Source organism: Chryseobacterium sp. 2VB (genome assembly GCF_005503635.1).
Taxonomy (GTDB): Bacteria; Bacteroidota; Bacteroidia; order Flavobacteriales; family Weeksellaceae; genus Chryseobacterium; species Chryseobacterium cupriresistens.
On sequence record NZ_SCNC01000028.1, the window covers coordinates 26,699 to 51,503 of the forward strand.

Sequence of the window (24,805 nt, forward strand, 5' to 3'; positions counted from 1 at the left end):
GCTTCGACAAGCTCAGCCTGTAAACGCTTCAAAATTTCGGCTGGTATTCCAGTTGCCACCCTGTGCCTGTCGAAGGGTATCAATAAGAAAACCTTTGTTAATCATTAAGCTCGAGTATTAATTAAAGGGATAAGTTGATCAACTTTTTATTATTAAAATTAATTAAAAACTGTGATTAACACGTTATTTTTTTAATATTATTGATGATCTCAGAATTAAAAATTAAAATTTTATTTAAATAAATTATTGCTTTACGATAATTAATTATACATTTGCAATAGTAATTACAATTCATACCATGAACCAGACCAAAATTATTTCAAGGATTTTATTTTATATCTGCGCCCTACTTTCGGCCGGATATTTAGTCACTTTTGGGTATTCCTTATTCTGTCTGATGAGCGGATTTGCGGTCACGCCTTATAAAGAAGGACAGTTCCTTCACATCAATTATCCGTTTACAGAACAACCGTTTCTGAATATCGAAAACAATTATTCTTATATGATCTTTTCCTTTATGTTGGTGCTTATCACTTATGGAATCTTTTTCTGGTTATCTGCCAGGGTTTTCAAAGTGTTTTTCCAACAAAAACTGTTTACTCAGGAAAATATCATTCAGCTTAAGAGATTTTACCTGTACAATGTTTTCATTCCGCTTCCTCTGGTTATTATCGCGAGTTTCTTTGTGGAAGTAGAAAGTATCATATGGGGACTGGTGTTTATTCACTTTATGCTTGGAATTTTCTGTCTGTTTCTTGCGAATATCTTTAAGCAAGGACTACATTTGCAAAACGAACAAGACCTATTTATTTAAAATGCCAATTATAGTCAACTTAGATGTGATGCTTGCCAAACGAAAAATGCAGAGTAAAGAATTGGCAGAAAAACTGGGTATCACGCCCGTAAACCTCTCTATCCTGAAAACCGGCAAAGCCAAAGGTGTCCGCTTCGATACCCTTGAAGCCATCTGTAAAATCCTGGAATGCCAGCCGGGAGATATTCTTGAATTTAAAGAGTAAACGAGTTGCGGGATGCGAGGAGTTGCGAGATGCGGGCTTTGAGTTGGAGAGTTTGAGGGTGAGAGCGTTTGAGAATGATCTGTAAAACTTCCACTTCTAACTTCTAGTATCCAGCATCTAGCTTCCAGCCACTAAATTTCAACTTCTAAACCAGCTGCCGTATGGCCGCCTGTCCTTCTATTCCCCAAACACAACGTTATGAACACATTAATCATCAACAATCTTAGTCTCACCTATAAAAATGGATTTCAGGCTATTAAAGACATTTCACTCGACATCAAAAACGGTATGTTCGGGCTTCTTGGTCCGAACGGAGCCGGAAAATCTTCTTTGATGAAAACTATTGTCGGACTTCAGAAACCGACCTCCGGAACAATACTTTTCAACGGAGTGGACATCGCCAAAAACCCTGATTATATTAAACAGAATCTTGGATTTCTGCCTCAGGATTTCGGAGTTTATCCGAAAGTTTCTGCATACGATCTATTGGAACATATTGCCGTACTGAAAGGGATTACCGACAAAAGCGAACGTAAAAAACAAATTCTGGGTCTGCTGGAAAAAGTCAACCTTTCTGATTTTGCTAAAAAAGAAGTTCATACCTTTTCTGGGGGAATGAAACAGCGATTCGGTGTTGCCCAGGCCTTATTGGGAGATCCGAAAATTATTATTGTAGATGAGCCCACTGCTGGGCTGGATCCTGAGGAACGCAACCGCTTTAATACACTGCTCAATGATATCAGCCAGGATGTGATCGTCATTCTGTCTACCCATCTCGTTGAGGATGTCAGAAACCTTTGCTCAGAAATGGCAGTGATGAACCATGGGCAAATCCTTCGAAAAGGAAATCCGGGAAAACTCATTGCAGAGCTGGACAATAGAATCTGGTCAAAACCCATTGACAAAAATGAACTGGAAAGCTACCATTCCAGCTATGAAATCATCAGCAGACAGCTTCTGGAAAGAGAACTTTATATCACTGTATTTTCTGAAGAATCTCCTAAAGACTTCAGTCCGGTAACCCCATTGCTGGAGCACGTTTACTTCCATACACTCACCCAAAAACCTTAATCATGAATACGATATTTTTATTTGAAGCCGGACGCTCTTCCAAGCACTGGCTCACCTATCTTGTGGCCTTACTTTTAATAGGAATGGGCATCTTTTGTGGAAACCAGTTCAATCTTTCAGTGGGAGAAGGGATTTATTTAAACTCTCCCTACACCATTGGTTTTATGACCGGAATGCTGAGCCTTGCCGTGATTTTTTTCGCTACGGTTTATGCCTTACAGCTGCTTTTTAAAGATCAGGATTCAAAATTTGACAGTATTCTGTTTTCATTCCCATTATCAAAACTTACTTACCTGAAAGGGAAATTCTATGCTTATTTTTTACAGACGTTTTTAAGTTTTTGTTTCCTAATGACAGGATTTATCATAGGTCAGATGATGCGGACGGGAAGTGAAATGCAGGAAGGTTTTAACATTGTCCATTATCTATATCCTATATTCATATTCGGTTTTATCAACAGTTTGTTTGTCTGCAGTTTTCTTTTTCTCATTGCATTTATTGTCAGGAAAAAACTGCTGGTTGTAGTAGGCGGACTGCTTCTGTATGTTTTTTACATGATTATCCTGCTGTTTTCCAATTCACCCTTTATGGCGGGAAGTCTTCCTCAGTCACTGGAAACACAACAGTTTTCGGCTTTAATAGATCCTTTTGGATTATCCGCTTATTTTATGGAAGCCCGTAATTTGACTGCTCTTCAGAAAAATATTCAACTGGTACCATTCTCTGGTTATCTTTTGTTTAACAGAATTTTATTCTCTTTTATATCTGTTGGAATTCTTCTGCTTTCACTCAGATTATTTTCTTTCTCCAATACCTCAGGAAAGAAAGTAAAAACATCAGGAAATACTCTTATATTTTCGGAAACAAATGGAGCTGAATACTCCACTGTTACACCCAGATTCAATGGATGGAGTTCTTTCCGGTCCGTATTGTCCTTTACAAAAACCGATCTTACCTATTTGTTTAAAAGCATTGCCGTTCCTGCTGTATCTATTCTTTTATTATTCTCTGTGGGAATGGAAATGTATGCCGAAATTGAAAAGGGCATCCGCCTTCCACAGAAATATGCAGGTTCCGGACTTATGGCAGCAACCATTTCGGAAAATTTTCATCTGCTGGGTCTTCTGATTTCTGTTTATTTTCTGAATGATATTTATTGGAGAAGCCAGTCTTCGGGGTTTTATCTGATTGAAAACAGTACTTATTTATCAAAAAACCGGTTAACCGGACATTTTATCTCCATCAGTTTTCTGCTGTTCTTCTTCACCGGAATTGTAATTATTCAGGGCATTATTTTTCAGGCGGCTTATCAGTATTTTCATATTGATTGGAATGCTTATATCGGTGTTTTTATTTTCAATACTTTCCCTTTGATCCTCTTTTCAGGATTGATTCTTTTGATGAATGACAGGACTCCTAATAAATTCATAGCCCTTGGAGTTTCCATTCTTGCCGTTTTTATAGTAGCGGGTCCGCTTTCGGGGAAATTGATACCCTACCCTCTTTTCAGAATATTCTCAGATTTTAAAGGGACTTACAGTGAGTTTAACGGCTATGGAATTTATGAAAAAGCTTTTCTACAAAGACTTTTATTTGGAACGGGGATTATCAGTATTTTATGGATGCTCAACAGCATTATAAAAATTAAAAAAGTTCCTGTACTTGCATCTGGCTTCAGTATCATTCTGCTCATCTCAGGAATCTTTGCCGGGGTATTGTTTATGAAAGGATATATTCCAAAAAATGAAGATCAGGCTATTCTAAGCTCAGCAGCATATGAAAAAAACTATCGAAAGTATGAAAAACTTCCACAGCCGGATATCACCGATATTGCTACAGAAATTAAACTATATCCTTCCAACAATGCTTATCAGATTGTTGGAAAATATATCCTTAAAAATCAAACCAATCAACCTATCAATAAGGTTCTGATCAATTTTAATAAAGTTTTAAAATTGGAATCTGCTGTGATAAAGTGTGGTACTGAAATCTCGAAAATAAATAACCATATTACAGAAGTCTCATTACAAAAACCTCTTCAACCGGGCAAGACTGCTTCTCTTGATTTTACATTATCTTATCAATGGTTTGCGGTCAACGGACACCAGTCTTTCAATGCCATTATTGAAAACGGATCTTTTATGAGAATCAGCAGGTATTATCCAACAATTGGATATCAGAAGGATAATGAAATTCAGAATGAAAAACAACGAAGCCGATTCAGCCTTGGAAAACTTGGTGAACTGAAAAAACCGGAAGCTCCTGAAGTTTCAAAAAAGGATTTTATCAATCTTACTATGATGATTTCCACCGAAAAGAAACAGACAGCCATAGGAACAGGAGATCTTGTCAGAAAATGGTCGCAGGCCGGGCGCAACTATTTCAAGTATAAAGCAGATCAGATTCCTTTCCGGTTTGCCGTTTCTTCTGCAGAATACGAGGTAAAAAGCATACATTATAAAGGAATTGACATCAATCTCTTTTATCATCAGAAACACTTTGAGAATGTGAATCACCTTCTTGAAAATGCAAAGCTTACTTTAGATTATTGTCAGCAAAACTTTGGTCCATATCCTTTTAAAACCATCAATTTTGCGGAGATTTCTTCTTTTACCAGAGGTTTTGCCGCTACAGCCTATCCTTCTGCTGTTTTTATGCCTGAGGATATGGTTTTCCACGCCAATATTCTGGCGGATAAGAAACAGGATGTCATCAATGAGCTGGCAGGTCATGAACTTTCCCATCTCTGGTGGGGCAGCAGCCAGATCGACCCTGATGACAGAGAAGGTTCTGTGATGCTTACTGAAACCCTCGCCATGTATACTGAGATGATGCTCTACAAAAAAATGCATGGCAAAGAAAAAATGATGGAAAGAATCAAAATACATCAACAGATTTACGATAATGAAAAAGGACTGTCTGAAAATGTACCGATCTACAAAGCAACCGGAGACGTACCTCATATTTCATATTCCAAAGGGGCTGCCGCAATGGTACAGTTGAGTAACTTAATCGGTGAAGATAAAGTGAACCTGGCTTTGAAAAATTTTCTCAACAACAATCAATATCCCAAAAAACCTGGTTCATTGAATCTGATCAATGAGTTTTACAACATTGCTCCGGATATTTGCACCAGAAAGCAAATCGACAGATTATTCAAAACCACAGAAAATATAACTTTTACTTCAGGATCTAAAACTGCTTCTGTAAAAGCAAAATCCAAAGAAACCGGTAACAGCTTTTAATTTTTTTTGAAAAAATTTTGTCAGGAATTGTAACAAAGTAAAATGATGATTTACTAATTAATTAACATATCAATAATTGATACATCATTTTAAATCTGAAAATATGGAAAAGTTAAATTCAATCATATTCTACAACATAGACAAAGCGATCAGATCTTACAGAAACTATGCTCAACGCCAGCTGAAAGCGCATGGTTACACGATCACTATTGATCAATGGCTTATCATCAAAGCAATTCTGGAAAACCCGGGAATTACCCAGAATGAAATTGGTGATCTGGTTTTTAAGGACAATGCTTCTGTCACGAGAATGATTGATTTAATGGTAAAATCCGAATACATTACCAGAAATGTTCATCCTGAAGACCGAAGAAAAACCCAACTGGAAGTGACAGATTCCGGGGTAAAAGTAATTAAAGAGGTTCAGAATATCGTAGAAAAGAACCGTAAAACTGCTTTAAAGGGCATCAGCAATGAAGAACTGGAAGTGATGTATTCAGCTTTACTGAAAATTTCAGAAAACTGTCTCAACCCTAAAAAGTAAAACGCTATGACCAGAATATTCTCACTTATTATTGTCTGTATGCTGATGCTGTTCAACAGCAGGATCTCTGCCCAGCAGGCAATGCAGAGTTTGACTTTGTCAGGAAACATAAAATCCGACAAAGCAGAGCAGATGGAGATCAATCTCTTTGATGCTGATCAGAAATTGATCAAAACAGAAATTGCTGATAACAGCGGTAAGTTCAATTTTAATGATTTAAAAGAAGGAACTTATCAGGTAAAAATTAATAAAAACGGTACTGAGGTTTATCACTCGGAAAATATTTCATTAACCGAAAATAAGACCCTCAATCCCATTGACCTGAATGTAAAATCGATCGAAGGAGTAACGATCACCAAAACCAAGCCTCTCATTGAAAGACAGGATGGAAAGATGATCATGAACGTTGAAAACAGTATTGCCAGCACCGGAAATTCCGCTTTTGAAGTCCTCGAAAAGGCTCCGGGAGTGAATATTGACAATAACGACAATATCAGTCTTCGCGGAAAAGGAAACCTTCTGATCCAAATCGATGGTAAAAATACTCCCATGACGGGAACGGATCTTGCCAATTATCTGAAGGGAATCCCCTCTTCCACCATTGAAAAGATAGAGTTCATCACCAATCCTTCTTCAAAATATGATGCAGCAGGATCTGCCATCATTAATATTAAACTTAAAAAGGAACAGAGAAAAGGAACTAACGGAACTATTTCAAGCTCTCTGGGATCGGGTAAATATGTAAAAAACAACAACAGTTTCAGCATCAACCACAGAAATAAAAACATCAATATTTTCGGAAATTACAGCTTTGCATACAGGGAAGCTTACAACGGACTGGTTCTCGACAGAAATTTCTATGAAGCCAATACCTTTAAGAAAGCGTATGTGCAGGATAATTATCTGAAATTCAAATTCAACAGCCATGTGGCCAAAGCGGGAATGGATTATTATCTGAACGACAAGAATGTGCTTGGATTCTCTGTGGGACTTGTTTCCAACAAATTCAACATCAACGGGGACAATTCCAACGTCACACTGGGCAGCAGCTACCTTCCTGAAAGTACTTTTACAACAGTCAACAGATCGAATGACCGCTGGACCAATGTTTCATTCAACCTTAATCATAAATATACGATTGATTCGCTGGGTTCTGATATTTCTACCGATTTTGACTACATCAATTACGCCAACTCATCTTTGCAGAGCTTTGATACCAGAACACATGATATTTCCAGCGGTACAGACAACCTTGACATTATTAAAGGTGATATGGACGGAAAACTGAATATCTACTCTTTAAAATCTGATCTTACAAAAAACTTCAGCAACGACTGGAAACTGGAAAGCGGAGTGAAAACGAGTTTTGTAAAGACAGACAATGATTTGAAATTTTTCAACGCCAGTTCTGGTATTCCGATTCCGGATCTTGGAAAAACCAATCATTTTATTTATGAGGAAAACATCAATGCAGTGTACGGAAATGTGTCCAAAAAATGGGAAAAATTCAAAGCTACAGCAGGTTTAAGAGTTGAAAATACCAATGTAAAAGGAACTCAGATTACCACCCATCAAATCAATAAAAGAAATTATACCCAACTGTTCCCAAGCGCTGTTCTGAGTTATGATCTGACAGAGAAAAGCAACCTTGAAATCAATCTCAGCAGGAGAATTACAAGACCAAGCTACAACCAGCTGAATCCTTTCAAATTCTATCTTGACCCTACCACAATGAAAGCCGGAAATCCTGATCTGAACCCTCAAATCACGATGAATTATGAATTAACCTACAGTCTGAGTAATAAATACTTTGCCACTTTAAGCTACAGCAGGAATTCTGATAATATTACGGACATCCTAAAACCTGTCATAGAAAACGGGCAAATAGTAACCGTACAGACCATTGAAAACCTGAATTCTGCTTCTTATTTCGGATTAAACCTGATCGCTCCGGTGAAGGTGACCCAATGGTGGGATATGAATAACAGTGCCAATTTCTATTATGGTTCCTACACAGGAAATGTCTCCGGAACCCAGATCAATAATAAAGGGAATTTTACATTCAGCATCAACAGTATTAATTCCTTTAAGCTGGGAAATGGTTTCACTGCTGAACTTACAGGAAATTACAAAGCCAGAGAAATCTATGCTTATCTGAATGTGAGTCCGAACTGGTATCTGAATATCGGAGCGCAGAAGAAGTTTAAAAACAACAGTGTTCTGAAGCTTTCCTTCACTGATGTCTTCTTTACCAGCAATATCAAAGGGCAAACGGTGTATAATGATTATTTAGAAAACTTCGCGGTGAAAAGAGATACCCGTGTCGCAACCCTCTCCTATACTTACAATTTTGGTTCTTCCAAAAACGGACAGCCTAGAAAAACAGGCGGTGCTGAGGACCTCAAGCAGAGAGTGGGAAGCTAATTGTAAGAAGTTGGAAAACGCAAAGACGCCAAGAAGGAGAAATAAAATACGGTCTTTAAGACTCGAAGATTTTATCTTCGATAAAATTGAGCACCCAATTGCTATACCTGTATTTTAGTCCCTCACACGATTAGGCAGGCAAAGCAAATGCAAAAAATAAAACAATATGCTTGCTGAAAATCTTCGATTTTCTTGCGCCCTAATGAATATAAAATTAAAATTCCTTTGCGCCTTTGCGTTTTCCAACTTATAACTTATGGTATGCAAAGCAAAAATCCCTCAAATTGAGGGATTTTTTATATTTAAGAATGAATCTTATTAAGCTTCGTTAGAAGGATTCTGATTTTCCACTGGTTTTTCGCTTTGCGGCCTTTCTCCTTGTGGTTTCTGTCCTTCTGGTCTTCTTTGTCCTTCAGGTCTTTTCTGTCCTTCAGGTCTACCTTGTCCTTCAGGTCTTGGAGGTCTTGGTAAAAGAACTTTACGGGAAAGTTTCATTTTCTTACGGTCATCGTAACCCATGAACTTCACTTCTACCTCATCACCTTCTGCATAAGGAACTTTATCTAAACGAGCCCATTCAATTTCAGAAATGTGAAGAAGTCCTTCTGTTCCTTTAGCAATTGCTACGAATGCACCAAAGTCCATTACTTTCACTACTTTACCTTTGTAAACTTCGCCTACAACCGGTACGAAAGTAATTTCATTGATCTTAGCAATAGCAGCATTGATTTTTTCTCTGTCTGTTCCAGCAATTTCGATACGTCCGATTTCTCCCATCTCTTCGATAGCAATAACCGTATCTGTATCTTTCTGTAACTGTTGAATAATTTTTCCACCAGGCCCGATTACAGCTCCAATGAAATCTTTTGGAATCTCCATTACCACCATTTTCGGAGCGTGAGGCTTCACGTCTGCTCTTGGCTGGGAAATCGTTTCCGTGATTTTATTAAGGATGTGTAATCTTCCGTCTTTAGCCTGCATCAAAGCTTTCTCCATGATATCCATAGAAAGTCCCTGGATTTTGATATCCATCTGACAAGCTGTGATACCGTCTGCAGTACCTGTTACTTTGAAGTCCATATCTCCAAGGTGATCTTCATCTCCCAAGATATCAGAAAGTACAGTAAATTTACCTGATTTTGTATCGGTGATCAGACCCATTGCAATTCCTGAAACAGGTTTTGTGATCTGAACCCCTGCGTCCATCAATGCCAGTGTACCGGCACAAACTGTTGCCATTGAAGAAGAACCGTTAGATTCAAGGATATCGGAAACAATTCTGATTGTATATGGATTTTCTGCCGGAATTACTGCTGTTAAAGCTCTTTGAGCTAAGTTCCCGTGTCCTACTTCTCTTCTTGAAGTACCTCTTAAAGGTCTTGCTTCACCTGTAGAGAATGGAGGGAAGTTATAGTGTAGGAAGAATCTTTCGTCGTGCTGCGTGATTACGCTGTCGATCATGTTGGCATCTTTTACAGAACCCAGAGTTACCGCAGTCAGAGACTGAGTTTCTCCTCTTGTAAAGATTGCAGAACCGTGAGCTCCCGGAAGGTAATCAATTTCTGACCAGATTGGACGGATTGTCTGAGGATCACGACCATCAAGACGGATATTGTCTTCAAGGATCATCTGACGCATTGCTTCTTTCTCTACGTCATGGTAATATACTTTAACGAAAGGAGTTACTCTTGCCAGTTCTTCTTCATTTTCAGCATATTGTGCTAAAAACTCTTCAAGAACAGCTTTGAATTTTTCTCCTCTTTCTTCTTTATTAGATGGAGTCTTCGCTACTTCATATACTTTGTTATAGCACTCTTTCCATACTTTTTCACGAATTTCTTCGTCGTGATCTTCGTGGCTGTATTCTCTTTTAGGGAAAGATTTTCCTACTTTTTCAGCTAATCTCTCCTGAGCTTCAATCTGTTTTCTGATCTCAGCGTGAGCGAAGTTGATGGCTTCAAGCATTTCCTGCTCAGAAATCTCCTTCATTTCTCCTTCTACCATTACGATGGAGTCTTTAGTAGCTCCCACCATAATGTCGATATCTGATTTTAATAAATTTTCATAGCTTGGATTCACAGACAATTGTCCGTCAATTCTTACTACTCTTGCTTCAGACATTGGCCCGTTGAAAGGGATATCTGTAATCGCAATAGCTGCAGAAGCTGCCAGACCCGCCAATGCTTCAGGCATTACTTCTTTATCGTAAGAAATCAATGAAATCATCACCTGTACTTCCGCATGGAAATCTTCAGGGAAAAGAGGACGTAATACTCTGTCCACCAATCTCATTGTAAGCACTTCATCATCAGATGGTTTTGCTTCTCTACGGAAGAAATTTCCAGGAATTCTTCCACCTGCGTAGAATTTTTCTCTGTAATCTACCGTTAATGGTAAAAAGTCTACACCAGGATTGGCTTCTTTATTGGCTACAACAGTTGCTAAAAGCATTGTTCCACCACATTTCACTACTACAGATCCGTCAGCCTGCTTAGCCAGCTTCCCCGTTTCAATAGTGATTTCCCTGCCGTCTGCAAGGGTAATCGTTTCTGTAAACGCTTGAGGTATACTCATAAATTTGCTTCTTTATACTCCGTATTGAGTATGATTAATATTTAAACTCTTTAAATTTTCGTTTGCAAAGGTACTATATAATAATGATATATTAAATTTTTCGATTGCTTTAATAGGCGTTTAAAATACAAAAAATTGGCTTTCAATTGATGAAAGACTGAAAATTTACATGAGTAATATGAACTTATACACCATTTATGAAAATAAAAAAGTGTTTTTTTGAGGATAATGTATTGAAAAATCCGGTCGTTTTTGTATTATTGTCTCAAAAAATGAAAATAATACAATCCTCTGAAAAAAGTATCTGTTTCATTCTAAAAATTAGTAAAAATATTGCAAACCAATAGGCTGATCCCTATATTTGCCCTACTTCACCAATTACAATGCTGTAGGCTAAAAAAGTTAAGGAACTATCCTTATCCAGATAAATAAATGTTTATGATTAATAAAGAAGTACAATCTCAAAGCAGGAATTATACGGTTCCGTTGATTACCATTACCCTGCTGTTTTTTATGTGGGGATTCATCACCTGTATGAATGATATCCTGATCCCGTATCTGAAACAACTTTTCAATCTTACCTTTTTCGAATCCATGCTGGTACAGTTCTGTTTTTTCGGAGCTTACTTTATCGGATCGCTGATTTATTTTATGATTTCCATTACGAAAGGAGATCCTATCAATAAATTAGGCTATAAGAAAGGAATCCTGTTCGGAATTTTTCTGGCCGCATTCGGCTGCGTTCTGTTTTATCCGGCAGCTACATTCTCATATTATCCGCTGTTTCTGGGTGCTTTGTTTATTTTAGGATTGGGCTTTACGGTACTTCAGATTACTGCCAATGCCTATGTTTCGCTATTAGGAAGTGAAGAATCTGCTTCCAGCCGGCTGAACATGACTCAGGCATTCAATGCTTTCGGAACAACGATTGCCCCGGTACTTGGAGGTCACCTTATTTTTGAATTCTTCTCTTCTCCGGACGGATCATTCAGTGCGGTAGCGACAAGAATTCCTTATCTTATTTTTGCAGGAATCCTTTTGCTGGTTGCTCTATTGATTTCCAGAGTGAAGCTTCCTTCCTTCCAGATGGGTGAAGAAGAAGTGGTAAAAGGCTGGGGAGCTCTTGAATTCAGTCACCTGAAATTCGGTGTATTCGCTATGTTCTGCTATGTAGGCGGAGAAGTTGCTGTAGGAAGTTTTATCATCAGTTTCCTTGAGCAGCCGCAGATTATGGGCTTTAATGAGATCATCAGTAAAAATTACCTTTCCTTATATTGGGGAGGAGCGATGATCGGTCGTTTTCTGGGAGCCATCTCTTTAAATCAATCCATAAGCCAAAGCAAAAAAGCTCTATATATGCTGGGAGCAGCGGCAGCAGTTTTCCTTGTGATTTTCAGCATTGTCAATCTTACGTTCAGTCAGATCAGCTTTTTCATTGTGTTTATCATCCTTAATTTTATTGCCTTTTTCGTGGGTAAAGCAGCTCCGGCAAGAACATTATCCATTTTTGCAGCGATCAATGTTGCCTTGTTGATTTCTGCGATGGTAAATCATGGTGAGCTGGCGATGTACAGTATTTTAGGAATAGGAATTTTCAATTCTATTATGTTCTCTAATATTTACACACTGGCTATTTCAGGATTAGGTAAATACACCAGCCAGGGATCTTCATTAGTGGTAATGGCTATTCTGGGAGGCGCTATTGTTCCTATTTTCCAGGGATATCTTGCCGATCAGTTTGGAGTACAGCATTCATTTATTATTCCTGTATTCTGTTATCTGGTTATTCTGATATTCGGAGCGTACTGTACCAAATATCTGGGTCATGTAGAAAGTACCGAAGCAAAGTCCGGTCATTAAAATCAAATTCAAATCAAAATGTATAAGGCGGAATATCTCAAAGGTATTCCGCTTCTTTTTCCAATCCTAAATGTAACTTTCATATGAAAAAATTGACTTATTTTAAAGATCAGTACAATAAATTATGAAAATACAGTTAAAGCTTGAATACGCAGCCTTTCTTATATTAGGAATCTATGCCTTTGCACAAACAGGATATTCCTGGTGGTGGTTCGCCGGCCTTTTCCTTGCACCGGATATTTCTATGCTGGGATATACGGTTAATAATAAAGCGGGCGCTTTTTGTTATAATCTCTTCCATCATTTAGGAGTAGCCATTATCGTTTATTTTGCCGGAACAGCCTTGTCTCTGCCCTATTTACAAATGATCGGAGCTGTTATGTTTTCTCACTCTGCGTTTGACAGAATTCTGGGGTACGGTTTAAAGTATCCTGATAGTTTTCAGAATACGCATTTGGGGAAGATTGGGAAGAAGGCTGAATAGTGATGTTAAAGCCACCCCGTCAAAATTCTTTGAATTTTCGCCACTCCTCCGAGGGAGGGGAATTATAACGTCTTTAGTTATGACGTTGGTCAGGATTGGAGTTTTTGTTGAGGCTTTTCTTGTTGGTTTAATACGGCTGGATTCCTACGGAATGACACAATTGGCGTATTGGTGTATCCATACAGTTTGCCATTCCGTAGGAATCTAAATACTCTTTTATCATCACATGAAATTCTAAGGCTTTAAGAAATTTAAGTGTTCTTCTCAACCATTTCGTATTTTCTAAAAAAACTTTTGTGGCTTTTGTGGTTAAAAATCCCCTGTTACGTAAAAACAAAAAAGCAACCTCTTTCGAAGTTGCTTTTTATTTTGAAAATCTTTATAGATTATTTTCTTAAACCTAATTCAGCAATAATTGCTCTATATCTTGCGATATCTTTGTTTTTAAGGTAATCTAATAAACTTTTTCTCTTACCTACCAATTTTACTAGAGATCTCTCTGTGTTGAAATCGTGACGGTTAGCCTTTAGGTGTTGAGATAAGTGATTGATTCTGAAAGTGAAAAGAGCGATTTGTCCTTCAGCACTTCCTGTGTCTTGTGCAGATTTCCCGTGTTTTGCGAAAATTTCCTGCTTTTTGTCTGTTGTTAAGTACATTCCAATATTGTTTAATGATTATTATGTAACGGGTGCAAAATTACGACTATTTTTTGATTCTGCAAACATTATTGATTTCATATATCAAATTTGATAGAAAAAAATGTTAAAAATTTCTTAATAATTTGTATGCCATCCAACGAAAAGGCAGTAATTTTGCATTCGAATTACAAATGAAAAAAATTATATTCTTTACAGCGGTTACTACTTTTTTATTCATCGGATTTACAACGGTAAAAGCCCAGAAAAATGCCGATGATAAAATAAAAAAAGTTCTTTACTTCAATCCCGAGGTAGAGCCTGATATTGACGAAATAAAAGACCCTACCAACAATGCTTTCTTTGATGCCGTAACCGACAATTTCAGCGGCAGAAAAAATAAAATGCTCCGTGCAGAAGTTCAGGTTCCCTATGACAGCATTGATAAACAGACTATCGTAGATTACTGTCTCAACAATGATGCAGATTTTGCCATTGTTTCTAAAGTGAGGTATTTCAAAGTTGGGTTTGGAAAGTATGTTTTCTCCAATCAGGTGGTGGTAAGTATGAAGCTTTTTGGTGCTGACGGCAATCTTGTCACCGAAAGCGATCACGATACCTACCGGAAAAACATGCGCCTGCTGGGATCCACAACCAATTCTGTCAAAATAGGTACTGAAGGTGCCATAAAAGGAATCATCAAAAAACTGAGAAAGCTTAAGCCAACGGAAGCGGAACTTTAAGGTTCAATGTTTATTCCTGGTTTAAGGTTGGAATATACAGCCTTATATCATCAATGGTCAATTTTGCTTCGCAAGTCAATGGTGAATTTTGTCAGGAAGGTTCTTGGGCTTACCGGACATGTTTATCATTTATTATTTATCCTTATATTTTCATAAAGTATTTCTCTGCCCTGCATTATAAATATTTTCACATACATAAAGCACTTGTTATCTCTTACGAACAGGTGCTTTTTGTTTAAAAAACACTATAAACAACTGATTAACAATTAAATATTTTCACTAAATAAGGATTTATTAAATATTTTTTACTATTTTAGACCAACATTAAAACCAAAATCTTATGAAAAATCTAAAGAAACTCAGCAGAGAAAAAGCAAAACAAATTAATGGAGGGTCTATGGAAAGATGCAGCGAAACCAATCCTTGTACTGTCGGATGGTGCTGTTTCGGAATCTGTTCTCCCTTCATCTGTATTGAATAAAGAATAAAACTAAATCATTTAAAAATCAAATCTCATGAAAAATCTAAAAAAACTCAGCAGACAAGTGCAAAAGGAAATTAAAGGCAGCGGACCTTTCAAAAGATGTACAGAACATTATGAATGTCCGGGCGGGTCATGTTGTCACAACACCTGTGTTATCGATCCATGTCCTCTGGAGTAAATATGATCATTACAAACACCTGCATTCGTAGGTGTTTTTATTTAACATATCAACAAAACCCTGATTCGTAATAAAATATTTTCACCTGCAAATGAATAATATAGAAATATTTACTATTTTAGTCTTACATTAAATCTAAACTATAACGCTATGAAAAATCTAAAAAAACTCAGCAGAGAAGCTGCCAAGCAAATTAATGGCGGTTTGGGACCGTTCAGATGCAGTATAACAAGACCATGTTCTTTGGGATATTGCTGCAATGGAGAATGTCTTGATCATGACTGTCCGATAGAGCCTTAATCTTAACTATATTTGATCACCATGAAGAATTCAAATCTTAAGAGGCTGAACAGGCTGGAGCAAAAAAATATTAAAGGCAGCGGAATAAAAAAGTGTGGTGACAATTCAGATTGCGGACCATACCAATGCTGTACAAATGCTGTCTGCATCTACATTCCCACCTCAGAATGCGAACCAATGTAAAGAATATTGGAATTTAAAATTTAATTTTTGCACATCCGCTTCGGCGGGTGTTTTTTTTGCTCTTATCCTGAAGCCATAAACTTTAATTAATCCTTAATTTTGCCAGTTTATTGCTCAGTCTTAAAAATTTGAATTATTTTTGCATATCCAAAAAATTTCACGTTTTGAATTCTAGAGACGAACTTATCTTCAACCCTGCCGATATTGCTGAAACTCTCAGCGAACTTCCTGCTGATGAGAGGCTGCTCGCGTTTCTGAAGGTTCCGAAAGAATACAAAGCAGAAGTATTTTCACACCTTGATCCTGATTTCCAGGAAGAAACCATCAGAAGTATCGGAAGCGATGAAGTGTCTGAAATTCTGAATGCCATGACTCCGGATGACAGAACGTCCCTTTTCGAGGATTTCCCGGATGAGCTGATCAAGTATTCCATCAACCATCTTAATCCGCAGGAAAGAAGGATTGCCTTAAAGCTTCTTGGCTACAATTCGGATTCGATTGCCCGTCTGATGACCCCTTATTATATACAGATCCGTAAGGAATGGACGGTAAAAAGATGTCTTCAGCAGATCAAAAAGGTAGGAAAAAGAGTGGAAACCATGAACTACCTGTACGTGGTAGACGAAAGAAACCGCCTGATTGATGACCTCGCCATCGGAACTTTACTTCTGGAAGAGGAAGACACTCTGGTTTCTGATATCACCGATAACCATTTTGTAGCCATTACAACGACAACTTCCAAAGAGGATGCCGTAACCTACTTCGAAAAGTATGACCGTGGTGCTCTTCCTATTATTACAGAAGCAGGTGTTCTGGTAGGAATTGTGACTATTGATGACATTCTCGATCAGATTGAACAGCAGAATACGGAAGATATCCAGAAATTCGGAGGATTGGAAGCATTGGATCTTCCCTACACCCAGACTTCATGGACTGAGATGATCAAGAAAAGAGCCACCTGGCTGATCATTCTGTTTGTTTCGGAAATGCTGACTGCCTCTGCAATGGGATATTTTGACAAGGAAATTGAAAAAGCCGTTGTTCTTGCTCTATTTGTACCACTGATCATTTCCAGTGGAGGAAACTCGGGATCCCAGGCAGCTACTCTGATTATCCGTGCTATGGCTCTTCAGGAAATCAATCTGAAGGATTGGTGGTATGTCATGAAAAAGGAAATTATCTCCGGATTATGTCTTGGAGCCATCTTGGGAATTATTGGGTTTATACGAATCATGCTCTGGCAGCAAATTGGGTTGTTTGATTATGGCCAGTATTGGGTATATGTAGGATTAAGTGTTTCAGTCTCCCTGATTGCTATTGTATTATGGGGAACTTTATCAGGTTCTATGATTCCGTTTGTTTTAAAGAAATTAAATCTTGACCCTGCTACTTCTTCTGCACCGTTTGTAGCAACATTAGTGGATGTAACCGGGCTTATTATCTATTTTACCGTAGCCGGACTTTTCTTAACCGGAAAACTTTTGTAATTTTAGGCATCATCTAACATGCCAATATGAAAATCGTTTCACTTGTACCTTCTATTACTGAGGCTTTATTTGACCTTGGACTGACCGAAAATGAAGTGGTAGGAAGAACAAAATTCTGTATCCATCCTCAGGATAAAATAAAAAATGTACCCATAATCGGCGGAACTAAAAATATTAATATTGAAAAAATTAAAGCATTACAGCCGGATCTTATTCTTGCCAATAAGGAAGAGAATGTAAAAGATCAGGTGGAAGCTCTGATGGATGAGCACAAGGTAATGGTCACCAATATTGATACTATTGAGGATAATTATTACCTGCTTAAAAACCTCGGAAAACTTTTTGGAAAGGAAGACAGAGCGCAGCTTTTCAATCTTAAAATTTATGATGTTCTGAATCAGGCAAAACTGGATGTTCCCGTAAAAACGGCTTATCTTATCTGGAAGAACCCTTATATGACCATTGGATCAGATACTTTTATTCACAGGATTTTATCTGAAATTGGTTTTGAAAATATTTTTAAAGATAAAACCCGTTATCCCCAGATCACTACTGAAGATCTGGCAGAAGCTGATGTTATTATGCTTTCATCTGAACCTTTTCCGTTTAAAGAAAAACATATTGAAGAACTGCAGGTTTTCTATCCGGATAAAAAGATTATGATTGTAGATGGTGAAGCCTTTTCATGGTATGGAACCCATATTGCCAAATGTGAAAATTATTTCAAAGAATTGCTGGCCGAAATTCACCTCATGCAGCAAAGCTAATTCTTCACCATCAACTTTAACCCAAAACTTTAAACATTGAACTTTATATGCCCGGTACAATTATATTATCTGAAGGAGCAGAATTTGATCACGTAATACAGGAAGTTTCAAAATATATTCATTTGTATGTAATGGCGTTTGAAAAAGAGGAAAGAACCATTACACGACTGGAAAAACGTGAAAACATGTATGGAGGAAACGGAACTGTATATATGATACAAATGTTCGATCAGAAAGAATTAGCCAACAATCGTCTGGCTGCCTATATGGTTTTATTGAATAAAGGGGATGAATCCGGATTTCATACTCACAATCTGAGAAATGAACAGGAGCTGTACGTTGTGGTGCACGGAACCGGAGAATATCGTGAAAGAACCGGAACAGAAGGACCCATACGTAAGAAATTACTTCAAAAAGGCGATATTACAGCGATCAGTTCTATAGGCTATCATTCTATTGAAAACACGGGAGATGAGCCTTTAATTATGTTTGTGATCACCACCAACAATCCATAAAAAACTCCGGCTGAAATGGCCGGAGTTTATATTTTATATAGTAAGTTTTGATTATAAAATCTTAGAAACCTCATTACAAAGCCATTCTAATAATTCACGGTCTTCCTGCGTGAAAGGATCAATGGTATGAGAATCAATATCAATCTGTCCGATATTTTTTCCATCCTTAAAAATAGGAACTACAATTTCTGCTTTCGTATCAATGGAGCAGCTTAAATAATTGCTTTCCTCATGCACATCAGGAACAATAAATGTTTCATTGGAAACGGCAACCTGACCGCAGATTCCTTTACCGTAAGGAATAATAGTATGGTCGGTAGGTGCTCCTACATAAGGACCTAAAATCAATTCATCCTTATCTCCGTTTTTGAAATAGAACCCTGTCCAGTTGAAGTAAGGAATTTCCTGATCCAACAGGTGGCATACTTTTTCAAGTTTTTCTTCTGTGTTATGCTTAGGACTTTCAAGAATTGAGGAAAGTCTTTTCTTTAATTCTGACATTGTATTTATATTTTTAAGAGAATTGTTTTAGGGAAAGCTCTTCTTTATATCCGAACATTCCACGCTCTTTAATCATTTCTGCTACGCCTTCCGGTACCTGAGTTTCCCAGCCTTTCACACAACATGCAATTTTTCTCAGTATTTCTCTGGAATAAATTTCCAAAAACTCAGGATTATAATTGGTAATATCTACGATACGATTGTTGTGTTTGAAGTATTTGTATAGTTCTTTCAGGTTTTCTTCCACTTTCAGGTTGGAAGAATCCAATAACTGATGAGTTTCCGGATCTTTATAAGGATACAGATATACTCTCATTCCATTTCTGAAAAACTTACCGAATGCTTCAAGAATTCCTCCTGAAAGGTTTTTATAATATTTCTCGTCAAATACCATCAGCATGTTATTTACCCCCATAGCAACTCCGATGTCTCCACTTGTATACGATGCGAAGTAATCAATCAGCCTGTAATATTCAGAGAAGTTTGAAATAATAACGGTGTAACCAAGTTTTCCAAGAATATCTACTCTATCCAGGAAATCCCTTTCGTCGATATCTCCGTCTGCTCTCAGATTGGAAATGGTGATTTCAATAAGAACTTCTGTTTCTTCATGAGTACAGGTAGCATCTTTGAAGAACATATCCATCCCGTTTTTAAGCATGTCAATGTTCACTTTCGTTACCGGCCTGAAACTTCCTCTTACCGCGAAAATATTTTTCTTGTACAATACATCTGCCGGAAGCATATTACTCCCCTGGGAATTGAAGATTACCGCATCGGTCATTCCATTCTTTACCAATTGAAGGGACATCAGTCTGTTATCAACGTAGGCAAAAGCAGGTCCGCTGAAGTCGATCATATCAATTTCCAGATTATCTTTAGCAATATCATCGTAAAGAGACTCTACTAAAGTTCTTGGATTGTCGAAATAATGAAAGGCTCCAAAAATAAGGTTTACGCCCAGGTTTCCTAAAGTTTCCTGCTGAAGAGTAGCATCATTTTCTTTGAATTTGACATGGATTACAATTTCGTTGTAATCTTCATTTTCTTTAGTCTGAAAACGGATTCCCACCCAGCCGTGGCCTTTTACAGTTTTGTCAAAATTGATGGTTGTTACCGTATTGGCATAAGAAAAGAATTTTCTATCCGGATTATTATCTCTTGAAATTCTCTCTTCAATCAAAGCTACTTCATATCGAAGCATTTTGCGAAGCCTGTTCTGGGTAACGTACCTGTTTTTTACTTCTTTTCCGTAGATGGCATCACTAAAATCTTTGTCATAAGCAGACATTGCCTTAGCAATCGTACCGGAAGCTCCCCCTGCTCTAAAAAAGTGGCGAACAGTCTCCTGCCCTGCTCCAATTTCTGCGAAAGTACCATAAATAGTAGGATCTAGATTAATTGTTAATGCTTTTTGTTTAGGAGTTAGTTTCTGATACATTAGGACATGAAATTTTTTGTAAATTTACCAAAATTAAACCAACCTCAAAACAAAATGAAGTTGAAATTTTTAGGAACCGGTACTTCTCAAGGTGTACCCGTTATAGGCTGTACATGTGAAGTGTGTACTTCAGAAAATCCCAAAGACAAACGTTTACGTTCTTCCGTGATGGTTACCACGGACGAAAATAAAAAAATTCTGATCGACTGCGGACCGGATTTCAGGCAGCAAATGCTTACCAACCATGAACATACTGTAGACATTGCTCTGATTACCCATGAACATAATGACCACGTGATCGGGCTGGATGATATGCGGCCCCTGATATTTAAAAGTGGAAAAGATGTTCCGTTGTACTGCTATTCAAGGGTGGCTCATGAGATAAAAAACAGATTTCCTTATGCTTTTGCGGATGTAAGATATCCCGGCGCACCCGCTTTTGAGCTACACGAAATAGAAAATAAGCCTTTTGAGGTATTGGACACAGAAATCACTCCTGTGGAGGTGATTCACTATAAAATTACCGTTTTCGGATATAAGTTTAAACAACTGGCTTACATTACGGATGCCGGCTTTATTTCTGAAACGGAAAAGCAAAAACTGAAGGATCTTGATGTCCTGATCTTAAACTGCATCAGAAAATTTGATCCCCATCCTGCCCATTTTATCCTTCCGGATGTTATTAAATTATTTGAAGAGCTAAAACCTAAAAAGTTATTTTTAACCCACATCAGTCATCATCTGGGACTGCATGACATTGAAGATAAGGAGCTTCCGGCCGGAATACACCTTGCCTACGATGGTTTGGAACTTAATTTTTAAAAAAATTCTTCAAAAAGCTTTTGAACATTGAAAAAAGTTCATATATTTGCACACCAATTTGAAACAAACATCACGTTTGAACTCAACATCAAGCCCAGGTGGCGGAATTGGTAGACGCGCTGGTCTCAAACACCAGTTCTTAGGAGTACCGGTTCGATCCCGGTCCTGGGTACAAAAAGCCTCTGAAATCATTTGATTTTCAGAGGTTTTTATTTAAGTATTATATCATTGTAATTTCCCCTGAACCGAATACATTAGGTACCTAAACGTAACACTTTGAGAAAAACAAAGAAAATCTTTTTTCAACAAGAATTGATGGAGTGTGAGAACGCTTTACCTTAAGTATTTCGGTGAAATGAGATAAAAACATAAAAAGAATCCGTTTCACAAGTTGTAAGACGGGTTCTTTTTTAACTTACGCTATGAAGTAAACAGTATTATCCTTTCATATTCAATCTTTCCTCCTGCAAATCCAATAGTCTCAGATGTTTTCTGATAATATTTTCATCCAGTAACAGTTCCTCACGGTTTTTATGGATAAGCCAGCTTCTTTGGGTGTCGAGAATGTCAATATAAATATGTCTGTATTCTTCGTAATTTAAAATAATTTCAGAACTGCTCAACTGGTTTTCATATTTCTGTAACTGATCTTTCAAGGCAGGAAAACTGTCTATTTTATCAGCATAGTCGCTCCGGATTTTATCAAGCGCTACTTTTGCCAGACTGTTCTGAATGTCGTAATCGATCTCTTTTGCACTTCTTACGAAATCACGGTCGACCGGCGGAAATTTCTTAAGTAAAAAAGGAAGCGTAAGTCCTTGTAAAAGCAGTGTTACCAGAATCACAATAAATGTAATAAACAGGATCATATTTCTTTGTGGAAACGGAGATCCATCATCTAAAGTCATAGGAATGGAAAGTGCTGCTGCCAGGGAAACTACTCCCCTCATGCCGGTCCACCCAATAATCAGGGGAGTTTGCCAGCCTGGCGACTGTGGATCCGCAACGGTAATAAAATTTCTCATAATTAAGGTAGTAACCAGTGCTCCATATCCTGCTAAAATCCTGACAATAATCAAGACTATAGTGACTGCAATTCCATAGCCTATCGCAGTATAAATATCTGTGTTACCTAAACCTGAAACAATTTCCGGCAAATCTAACCCGATAAGCATAAAAACAATTCCGTTTAACAGAAAGCAAAGACTTTCCCAAACTGTTACCGTACGTATCCGCGACGCACTGCTGAGAAAATCATGGCTCCGATAGGAAAGAAACAGCCCTCCGGTTACCACTGCCAGGACTCCTGATGCATGCAGTTGTTCTGCAGCCAGATACATAGAAAACGGAGCAATAAAAGTCAGCAGAATATCTATATTTGAATCGGTAGGTAACATCTTATGTATTTTCAGAAAGACGTACGCTATTACAAGTCCGATCCCCACACCTCCGAAGCACATCCATACAAAACTTCCGGCTGCTTCATGCCACACAAACTGTCCGGTTGCAGCAGCAATCATAGCAAACCTGAAAATAATCAGAGAAGAAGCATCATTCAGCAGACTTTCACCTTCCAGAATGGAAGAAAGCCTTTTCGGAACCTTTACAAATTTCAGAATTGCTCCGGCACTCACGGCATCAGGTGGAGAAACAATCCCACCCAATAGAAAACCAAGAGCCAGAGAAAACCCGGGAATAAAATAATTGGCAAAAGCTGCAACGGACAATGCAGTAAAGAAAACCACTACAAAAGCAAAGCTGAAAATAATCCTGCGCCATCTCCAAAGTTCTTTCCATGAGGTTGACCACGCAGCTTCGTATAGCAAAGGAGGTAAAAAGATGATAAATAGTAATTCAGGTTCTATTTTAACAGGCGGCACTCCGGGAATAAAACTGATGACGAGTCCGGCCAATACCAGCAAAACCGGATATGCTACTTTAATTTTATTAGCCAGCATGATCAGCATCGTAATTAAGAAAACGAGGAACAGATAAAATTCAAAGTCTTTAAGCATAGGAAAAATTTAGACACTTAAATATATATTAAATTTTTAAAAACCATACCCATTTTACTTAGCGCAGTTTTATCGGAAAACTATTACTTTTTTCTATTATAATGCAGCTGTATCAATCCGGTTTCAAATGTTTTTGAAGTAATATATTCAAGTGCCTGCCCGGGGCGGTCATCTTTAAAAAGCTTTGTTCCGCCGCCTAATAAGACAGGAATCACAGAAATAATAAATTCGTCTATCAGATCATACTTCAATAATTCATTGATTAGTTCAGCACCACCGTCACAATATATATTTTTTCCTTCCCTGGATTTTAAATGGTTAACCAATTCTGATATATCTCCTGTATAGAAAGTCGTTCTGCCCTCTTTCGGCCTTGTTGTTCCTGTGATTACGTAAACATCCCGCTGGCCGTTGTCATAATGAGACGGGCCAATTTCTTTCATCACATAATCATAGGTTTTCCTACCTACAATTACAGTGTCAATCTGGGCAGTAAAGTCTGAATACCCATAGTCTTCACCTTCTTTTTCCACTATTTTCAGAAAGCTCAGGTCGTTATTGGGTTGGGCTATGTAGCCATCTAAGCTCATAGCAATAAAAAGTGATAGTTTTCGCATTGATTTTGATTTTAATATAGCAGCAAATTTACTTCTACACAACGATCTGCACTTTGTAAAAATGCGACAAATTAAAGCAATGAAGGGGCAAGTCCCGTATTTCGTTTGATTTCGTTGGTAAGATGTGAATGATCATAATAGCCGCATTCAAACGCAATTTCCAATAAGCTCCGGTTTTGATCTGAACTTTTAATCAAACTCATAGCATACTGAAACCGGATAATATTTGAATATTCCCTGGGTGATAATCCGATGAGTTTTTTAAAATTCCGTTCCAGCTGTCTTACAGTCGTACAATGTATTTTGGCCAGCTCGTTAATACTTACTTTTCCGTTTGTTGAATGTATATGATTAAGAACTTCCTGCAGCCGGATATTTTTGTTTTTTAGTCTATCGGAAAAAAACTGGTCAAAATAATGGAAAGGGTTGTCTAATGTTTTCTCAACATTAAACGACTTGCCCTTTTCAAATTCAACAGTAGCATTTGTCAATTCATTTTGTGAGGCATAGCTGTAAAAATTTGAAAAAGTGGCAGGTTTCAGGCACACGCCTGCTAAATGGGTTTCGCTGTCAATAAAACTATCCTTGAAAGAATTCATGGCCCCGACCACATAAGTCTTTCCTGATTCCATTGAGAAAAGGCCATTATCGGTTAAACATTTATTTCCCAAATTTATCAGTATACCTGCGCAGCCATCCGGGAAAACCCTTTCCCATTGTTTTTCTATCAGATTTTCTTTCAATTCCCAATAGAAATGAATAAAAGGTTCTAATTCTTTACAAGGTTTTATTTTTTTGTACTGCATGGTTTATACTATTCGTTCTTTAGGTTATCTGTAAGTATTAGTTAATATTTTTAATAGTATATAATTAAATATACAAAAATATCCCTTTGC

At 37.6% G+C, this 24,805-nt stretch carries 23 protein-coding genes and 1 tRNA gene; 17 read left to right on the top strand and 7 right to left on the bottom strand.

All coding sequences use genetic code 11. The annotated features are described in order from the left end of the window. The first annotated feature begins 298 nt into the window (after positions 1–298). The 6 genes from FFS26_RS19415 to FFS26_RS19440 all read left to right on the top strand — a co-directional run bounded on the left by FFS26_RS19415 (position 299) and on the right by FFS26_RS19440 (position 8,303). Positions 299–814, top strand: a complete 516-nt coding sequence (locus FFS26_RS19415; protein WP_137905871.1) for a DUF2975 domain-containing protein — start codon at positions 299–301, stop codon at positions 812–814. Position 815: 1 nt separating this feature from the next. Next, the gene (locus FFS26_RS19420; protein ID WP_002980904.1) at positions 816–1,019 is read left to right on the top strand and encodes a helix-turn-helix domain-containing protein; all 204 of its coding nucleotides are present in this window, start codon (positions 816–818) and stop codon (positions 1,017–1,019) included. A 198-nt stretch (positions 1,020–1,217) separates the two neighbouring features. Next, positions 1,218–2,090 carry an ABC transporter ATP-binding protein gene (locus FFS26_RS19425; RefSeq protein WP_137905872.1) on the top strand — a complete coding sequence of 291 codons (873 nt, stop codon included), beginning with the start codon at positions 1,218–1,220 and terminating at the stop codon, positions 2,088–2,090. Positions 2,091–2,092: 2 nt separating this feature from the next. Continuing rightward, entirely contained in the window at positions 2,093–5,335 is a 3,243-nt protein-coding gene (locus FFS26_RS19430; RefSeq protein WP_137905873.1) for an ABC transporter permease/M1 family aminopeptidase, read from the top strand. A gap of 103 nt (positions 5,336–5,438) precedes the next feature. Further along, positions 5,439–5,879: a MarR family winged helix-turn-helix transcriptional regulator gene (locus tag FFS26_RS19435; RefSeq protein ID WP_137905874.1), complete on the top strand. Its 441-nt coding sequence runs from the start codon at positions 5,439–5,441 to the stop codon at positions 5,877–5,879. Between the two features lie 6 nt (positions 5,880–5,885). Next, the gene (locus FFS26_RS19440) at positions 5,886–8,303 is read left to right on the top strand and encodes a TonB-dependent receptor (protein ID WP_137905875.1); all 2,418 of its coding nucleotides are present in this window, start codon (positions 5,886–5,888) and stop codon (positions 8,301–8,303) included. Positions 8,304–8,621: 318 nt separating this feature from the next. Here the strand turns inward: FFS26_RS19440 and FFS26_RS19445 are convergent, their stop codons facing one another. After that, positions 8,622–10,877: a polyribonucleotide nucleotidyltransferase gene (locus FFS26_RS19445; protein ID WP_137905876.1), complete on the bottom strand. Its 2,256-nt coding sequence runs from the start codon at positions 10,875–10,877 to the stop codon at positions 8,622–8,624. Between the two features lie 438 nt (positions 10,878–11,315). Between FFS26_RS19445 and FFS26_RS19450 the strand changes: the two genes are divergently transcribed. Next, on the top strand, positions 11,316–12,737 hold the full coding sequence (locus FFS26_RS19450) for a sugar MFS transporter (RefSeq protein WP_137905877.1): 1,422 nt from the start codon (positions 11,316–11,318) through the stop codon (positions 12,735–12,737). Positions 12,738–12,861: 124 nt separating this feature from the next. After that, positions 12,862–13,221, top strand: a complete 360-nt coding sequence (locus tag FFS26_RS19455; protein WP_137905878.1) for a DUF4260 domain-containing protein — start codon at positions 12,862–12,864, stop codon at positions 13,219–13,221. A 386-nt stretch (positions 13,222–13,607) separates the two neighbouring features. Here the strand turns inward: FFS26_RS19455 and rpsO are convergent, their stop codons facing one another. Beyond that, positions 13,608–13,877 (bottom strand): 30S ribosomal protein S15, encoded by a 270-nt coding sequence (rpsO, locus tag FFS26_RS19460; protein WP_034692246.1) that lies wholly within the window; start codon positions 13,875–13,877, stop codon positions 13,608–13,610. 173 nt (positions 13,878–14,050) lie between these two features. Here rpsO and FFS26_RS19465 point away from each other — a divergent pair, with 173 nt between their 5' ends. From FFS26_RS19465 to FFS26_RS19480, 7 genes are all read left to right on the top strand, one after another. Next, positions 14,051–14,599: a pyruvate decarboxylase gene (locus FFS26_RS19465; RefSeq protein ID WP_110009193.1), complete on the top strand. Its 549-nt coding sequence runs from the start codon at positions 14,051–14,053 to the stop codon at positions 14,597–14,599. A 340-nt stretch (positions 14,600–14,939) separates the two neighbouring features. Then, entirely contained in the window at positions 14,940–15,080 is a 141-nt protein-coding gene (locus tag FFS26_RS22630; protein ID WP_171006355.1) for a bacteriocin-like protein, read from the top strand. A gap of 34 nt (positions 15,081–15,114) precedes the next feature. Further along, on the top strand, positions 15,115–15,261 hold the full coding sequence (locus FFS26_RS22635; protein WP_171006356.1) for a bacteriocin-like protein: 147 nt from the start codon (positions 15,115–15,117) through the stop codon (positions 15,259–15,261). Positions 15,262–15,411: 150 nt separating this feature from the next. Continuing rightward, the gene (locus tag FFS26_RS22640; protein WP_171006357.1) at positions 15,412–15,561 is read left to right on the top strand and encodes a bacteriocin-like protein; all 150 of its coding nucleotides are present in this window, start codon (positions 15,412–15,414) and stop codon (positions 15,559–15,561) included. Between the two features lie 347 nt (positions 15,562–15,908). After that, entirely contained in the window at positions 15,909–17,231 is a 1,323-nt protein-coding gene (gene mgtE, locus FFS26_RS19470; RefSeq protein ID WP_110009192.1) for a magnesium transporter, read from the top strand. Positions 17,232–17,257: 26 nt separating this feature from the next. Beyond that, the gene (locus tag FFS26_RS19475; protein WP_137905879.1) at positions 17,258–17,998 is read left to right on the top strand and encodes an ABC transporter substrate-binding protein; all 741 of its coding nucleotides are present in this window, start codon (positions 17,258–17,260) and stop codon (positions 17,996–17,998) included. Between the two features lie 47 nt (positions 17,999–18,045). After that, the gene (locus FFS26_RS19480) at positions 18,046–18,513 is read left to right on the top strand and encodes a cupin domain-containing protein (RefSeq protein WP_137905880.1); all 468 of its coding nucleotides are present in this window, start codon (positions 18,046–18,048) and stop codon (positions 18,511–18,513) included. Between the two features lie 51 nt (positions 18,514–18,564). Here the strand turns inward: FFS26_RS19480 and FFS26_RS19485 are convergent, their stop codons facing one another. After that, positions 18,565–19,014: a GAF domain-containing protein gene (locus FFS26_RS19485; protein WP_137905881.1), complete on the bottom strand. Its 450-nt coding sequence runs from the start codon at positions 19,012–19,014 to the stop codon at positions 18,565–18,567. A 13-nt stretch (positions 19,015–19,027) separates the two neighbouring features. Further along, entirely contained in the window at positions 19,028–20,455 is a 1,428-nt protein-coding gene (locus FFS26_RS19490) for a nicotinate-nucleotide adenylyltransferase (protein WP_079240911.1), read from the bottom strand. A gap of 54 nt (positions 20,456–20,509) precedes the next feature. On the opposite strand from FFS26_RS19490, the gene FFS26_RS19495 reads away from it, so the two are divergent. Both FFS26_RS19495 and FFS26_RS19500 read left to right on the top strand, forming a co-directional pair. After that, on the top strand, positions 20,510–21,277 hold the full coding sequence (locus FFS26_RS19495) for an MBL fold metallo-hydrolase (RefSeq protein WP_137905882.1): 768 nt from the start codon (positions 20,510–20,512) through the stop codon (positions 21,275–21,277). A 92-nt stretch (positions 21,278–21,369) separates the two neighbouring features. After that, positions 21,370–21,449, top strand: a tRNA-Leu gene (locus FFS26_RS19500). 265 nt (positions 21,450–21,714) lie between these two features. On the opposite strand, the gene FFS26_RS19505 is transcribed toward FFS26_RS19500, so the two are convergent. From FFS26_RS19505 to FFS26_RS19515, 3 genes are all read right to left on the bottom strand, one after another. Beyond that, positions 21,715–23,292, bottom strand: coding sequence for a Na+/H+ antiporter (locus FFS26_RS19505; protein WP_137905883.1), 1,578 nt, complete (start codon positions 23,290–23,292; stop codon positions 21,715–21,717). Between the two features lie 83 nt (positions 23,293–23,375). Next, on the bottom strand, positions 23,376–23,909 hold the full coding sequence (locus FFS26_RS19510) for a dihydrofolate reductase family protein (RefSeq protein WP_137905884.1): 534 nt from the start codon (positions 23,907–23,909) through the stop codon (positions 23,376–23,378). Positions 23,910–23,980: 71 nt separating this feature from the next. Further along, positions 23,981–24,715: a helix-turn-helix transcriptional regulator gene (locus FFS26_RS19515; RefSeq protein WP_137905885.1), complete on the bottom strand. Its 735-nt coding sequence runs from the start codon at positions 24,713–24,715 to the stop codon at positions 23,981–23,983. Between the last annotated feature and the right edge of the window lie 90 nt (positions 24,716–24,805).

What these genes read in the sequence shown, in the direction of transcription:
- FFS26_RS19445 (WP_137905876.1), bottom strand. Translation starts at nt 10,877, where the DNA reads ATGAGTATACCTCAAGCGTTTACAGAAACGATTACCCTTGCAGACGGC.
- rpsO (WP_034692246.1), bottom strand. Translation starts at nt 13,877, where the DNA reads ATGTACTTAACAACAGACAAAAAGCAGGAAATTTTCGCAAAACACGGG.
- FFS26_RS19475 (WP_137905879.1), top strand. Translation starts at nt 17,258, where the DNA reads ATGAAAATCGTTTCACTTGTACCTTCTATTACTGAGGCTTTATTTGAC.
- FFS26_RS22635 (WP_171006356.1), top strand. Translation starts at nt 15,115, where the DNA reads ATGAAAAATCTAAAAAAACTCAGCAGACAAGTGCAAAAGGAAATTAAA.
- FFS26_RS19515 (WP_137905885.1), bottom strand. Translation starts at nt 24,715, where the DNA reads ATGCAGTACAAAAAAATAAAACCTTGTAAAGAATTAGAACCTTTTATT.
- FFS26_RS19490 (WP_079240911.1), bottom strand. Translation starts at nt 20,455, where the DNA reads ATGTATCAGAAACTAACTCCTAAACAAAAAGCATTAACAATTAATCTA.
- FFS26_RS22630 (WP_171006355.1), top strand. Translation starts at nt 14,940, where the DNA reads ATGAAAAATCTAAAGAAACTCAGCAGAGAAAAAGCAAAACAAATTAAT.
- FFS26_RS19465 (WP_110009193.1), top strand. Translation starts at nt 14,051, where the DNA reads ATGAAAAAAATTATATTCTTTACAGCGGTTACTACTTTTTTATTCATC.
- FFS26_RS19415 (WP_137905871.1), top strand. Translation starts at nt 299, where the DNA reads ATGAACCAGACCAAAATTATTTCAAGGATTTTATTTTATATCTGCGCC.
- FFS26_RS19430 (WP_137905873.1), top strand. Translation starts at nt 2,093, where the DNA reads ATGAATACGATATTTTTATTTGAAGCCGGACGCTCTTCCAAGCACTGG.
- FFS26_RS19450 (WP_137905877.1), top strand. Translation starts at nt 11,316, where the DNA reads ATGATTAATAAAGAAGTACAATCTCAAAGCAGGAATTATACGGTTCCG.
- FFS26_RS19505 (WP_137905883.1), bottom strand. Translation starts at nt 23,292, where the DNA reads ATGCTTAAAGACTTTGAATTTTATCTGTTCCTCGTTTTCTTAATTACG.
- FFS26_RS19440 (WP_137905875.1), top strand. Translation starts at nt 5,886, where the DNA reads ATGACCAGAATATTCTCACTTATTATTGTCTGTATGCTGATGCTGTTC.
- FFS26_RS19420 (WP_002980904.1), top strand. Translation starts at nt 816, where the DNA reads ATGCCAATTATAGTCAACTTAGATGTGATGCTTGCCAAACGAAAAATG.
- FFS26_RS19480 (WP_137905880.1), top strand. Translation starts at nt 18,046, where the DNA reads ATGCCCGGTACAATTATATTATCTGAAGGAGCAGAATTTGATCACGTA.
- FFS26_RS19455 (WP_137905878.1), top strand. Translation starts at nt 12,862, where the DNA reads ATGAAAATACAGTTAAAGCTTGAATACGCAGCCTTTCTTATATTAGGA.
- FFS26_RS22640 (WP_171006357.1), top strand. Translation starts at nt 15,412, where the DNA reads ATGAAAAATCTAAAAAAACTCAGCAGAGAAGCTGCCAAGCAAATTAAT.
- FFS26_RS19510 (WP_137905884.1), bottom strand. Translation starts at nt 23,909, where the DNA reads ATGCGAAAACTATCACTTTTTATTGCTATGAGCTTAGATGGCTACATA.
- FFS26_RS19495 (WP_137905882.1), top strand. Translation starts at nt 20,510, where the DNA reads ATGAAGTTGAAATTTTTAGGAACCGGTACTTCTCAAGGTGTACCCGTT.
- FFS26_RS19485 (WP_137905881.1), bottom strand. Translation starts at nt 19,014, where the DNA reads ATGTCAGAATTAAAGAAAAGACTTTCCTCAATTCTTGAAAGTCCTAAG.
- FFS26_RS19425 (WP_137905872.1), top strand. Translation starts at nt 1,218, where the DNA reads ATGAACACATTAATCATCAACAATCTTAGTCTCACCTATAAAAATGGA.
- FFS26_RS19435 (WP_137905874.1), top strand. Translation starts at nt 5,439, where the DNA reads ATGGAAAAGTTAAATTCAATCATATTCTACAACATAGACAAAGCGATC.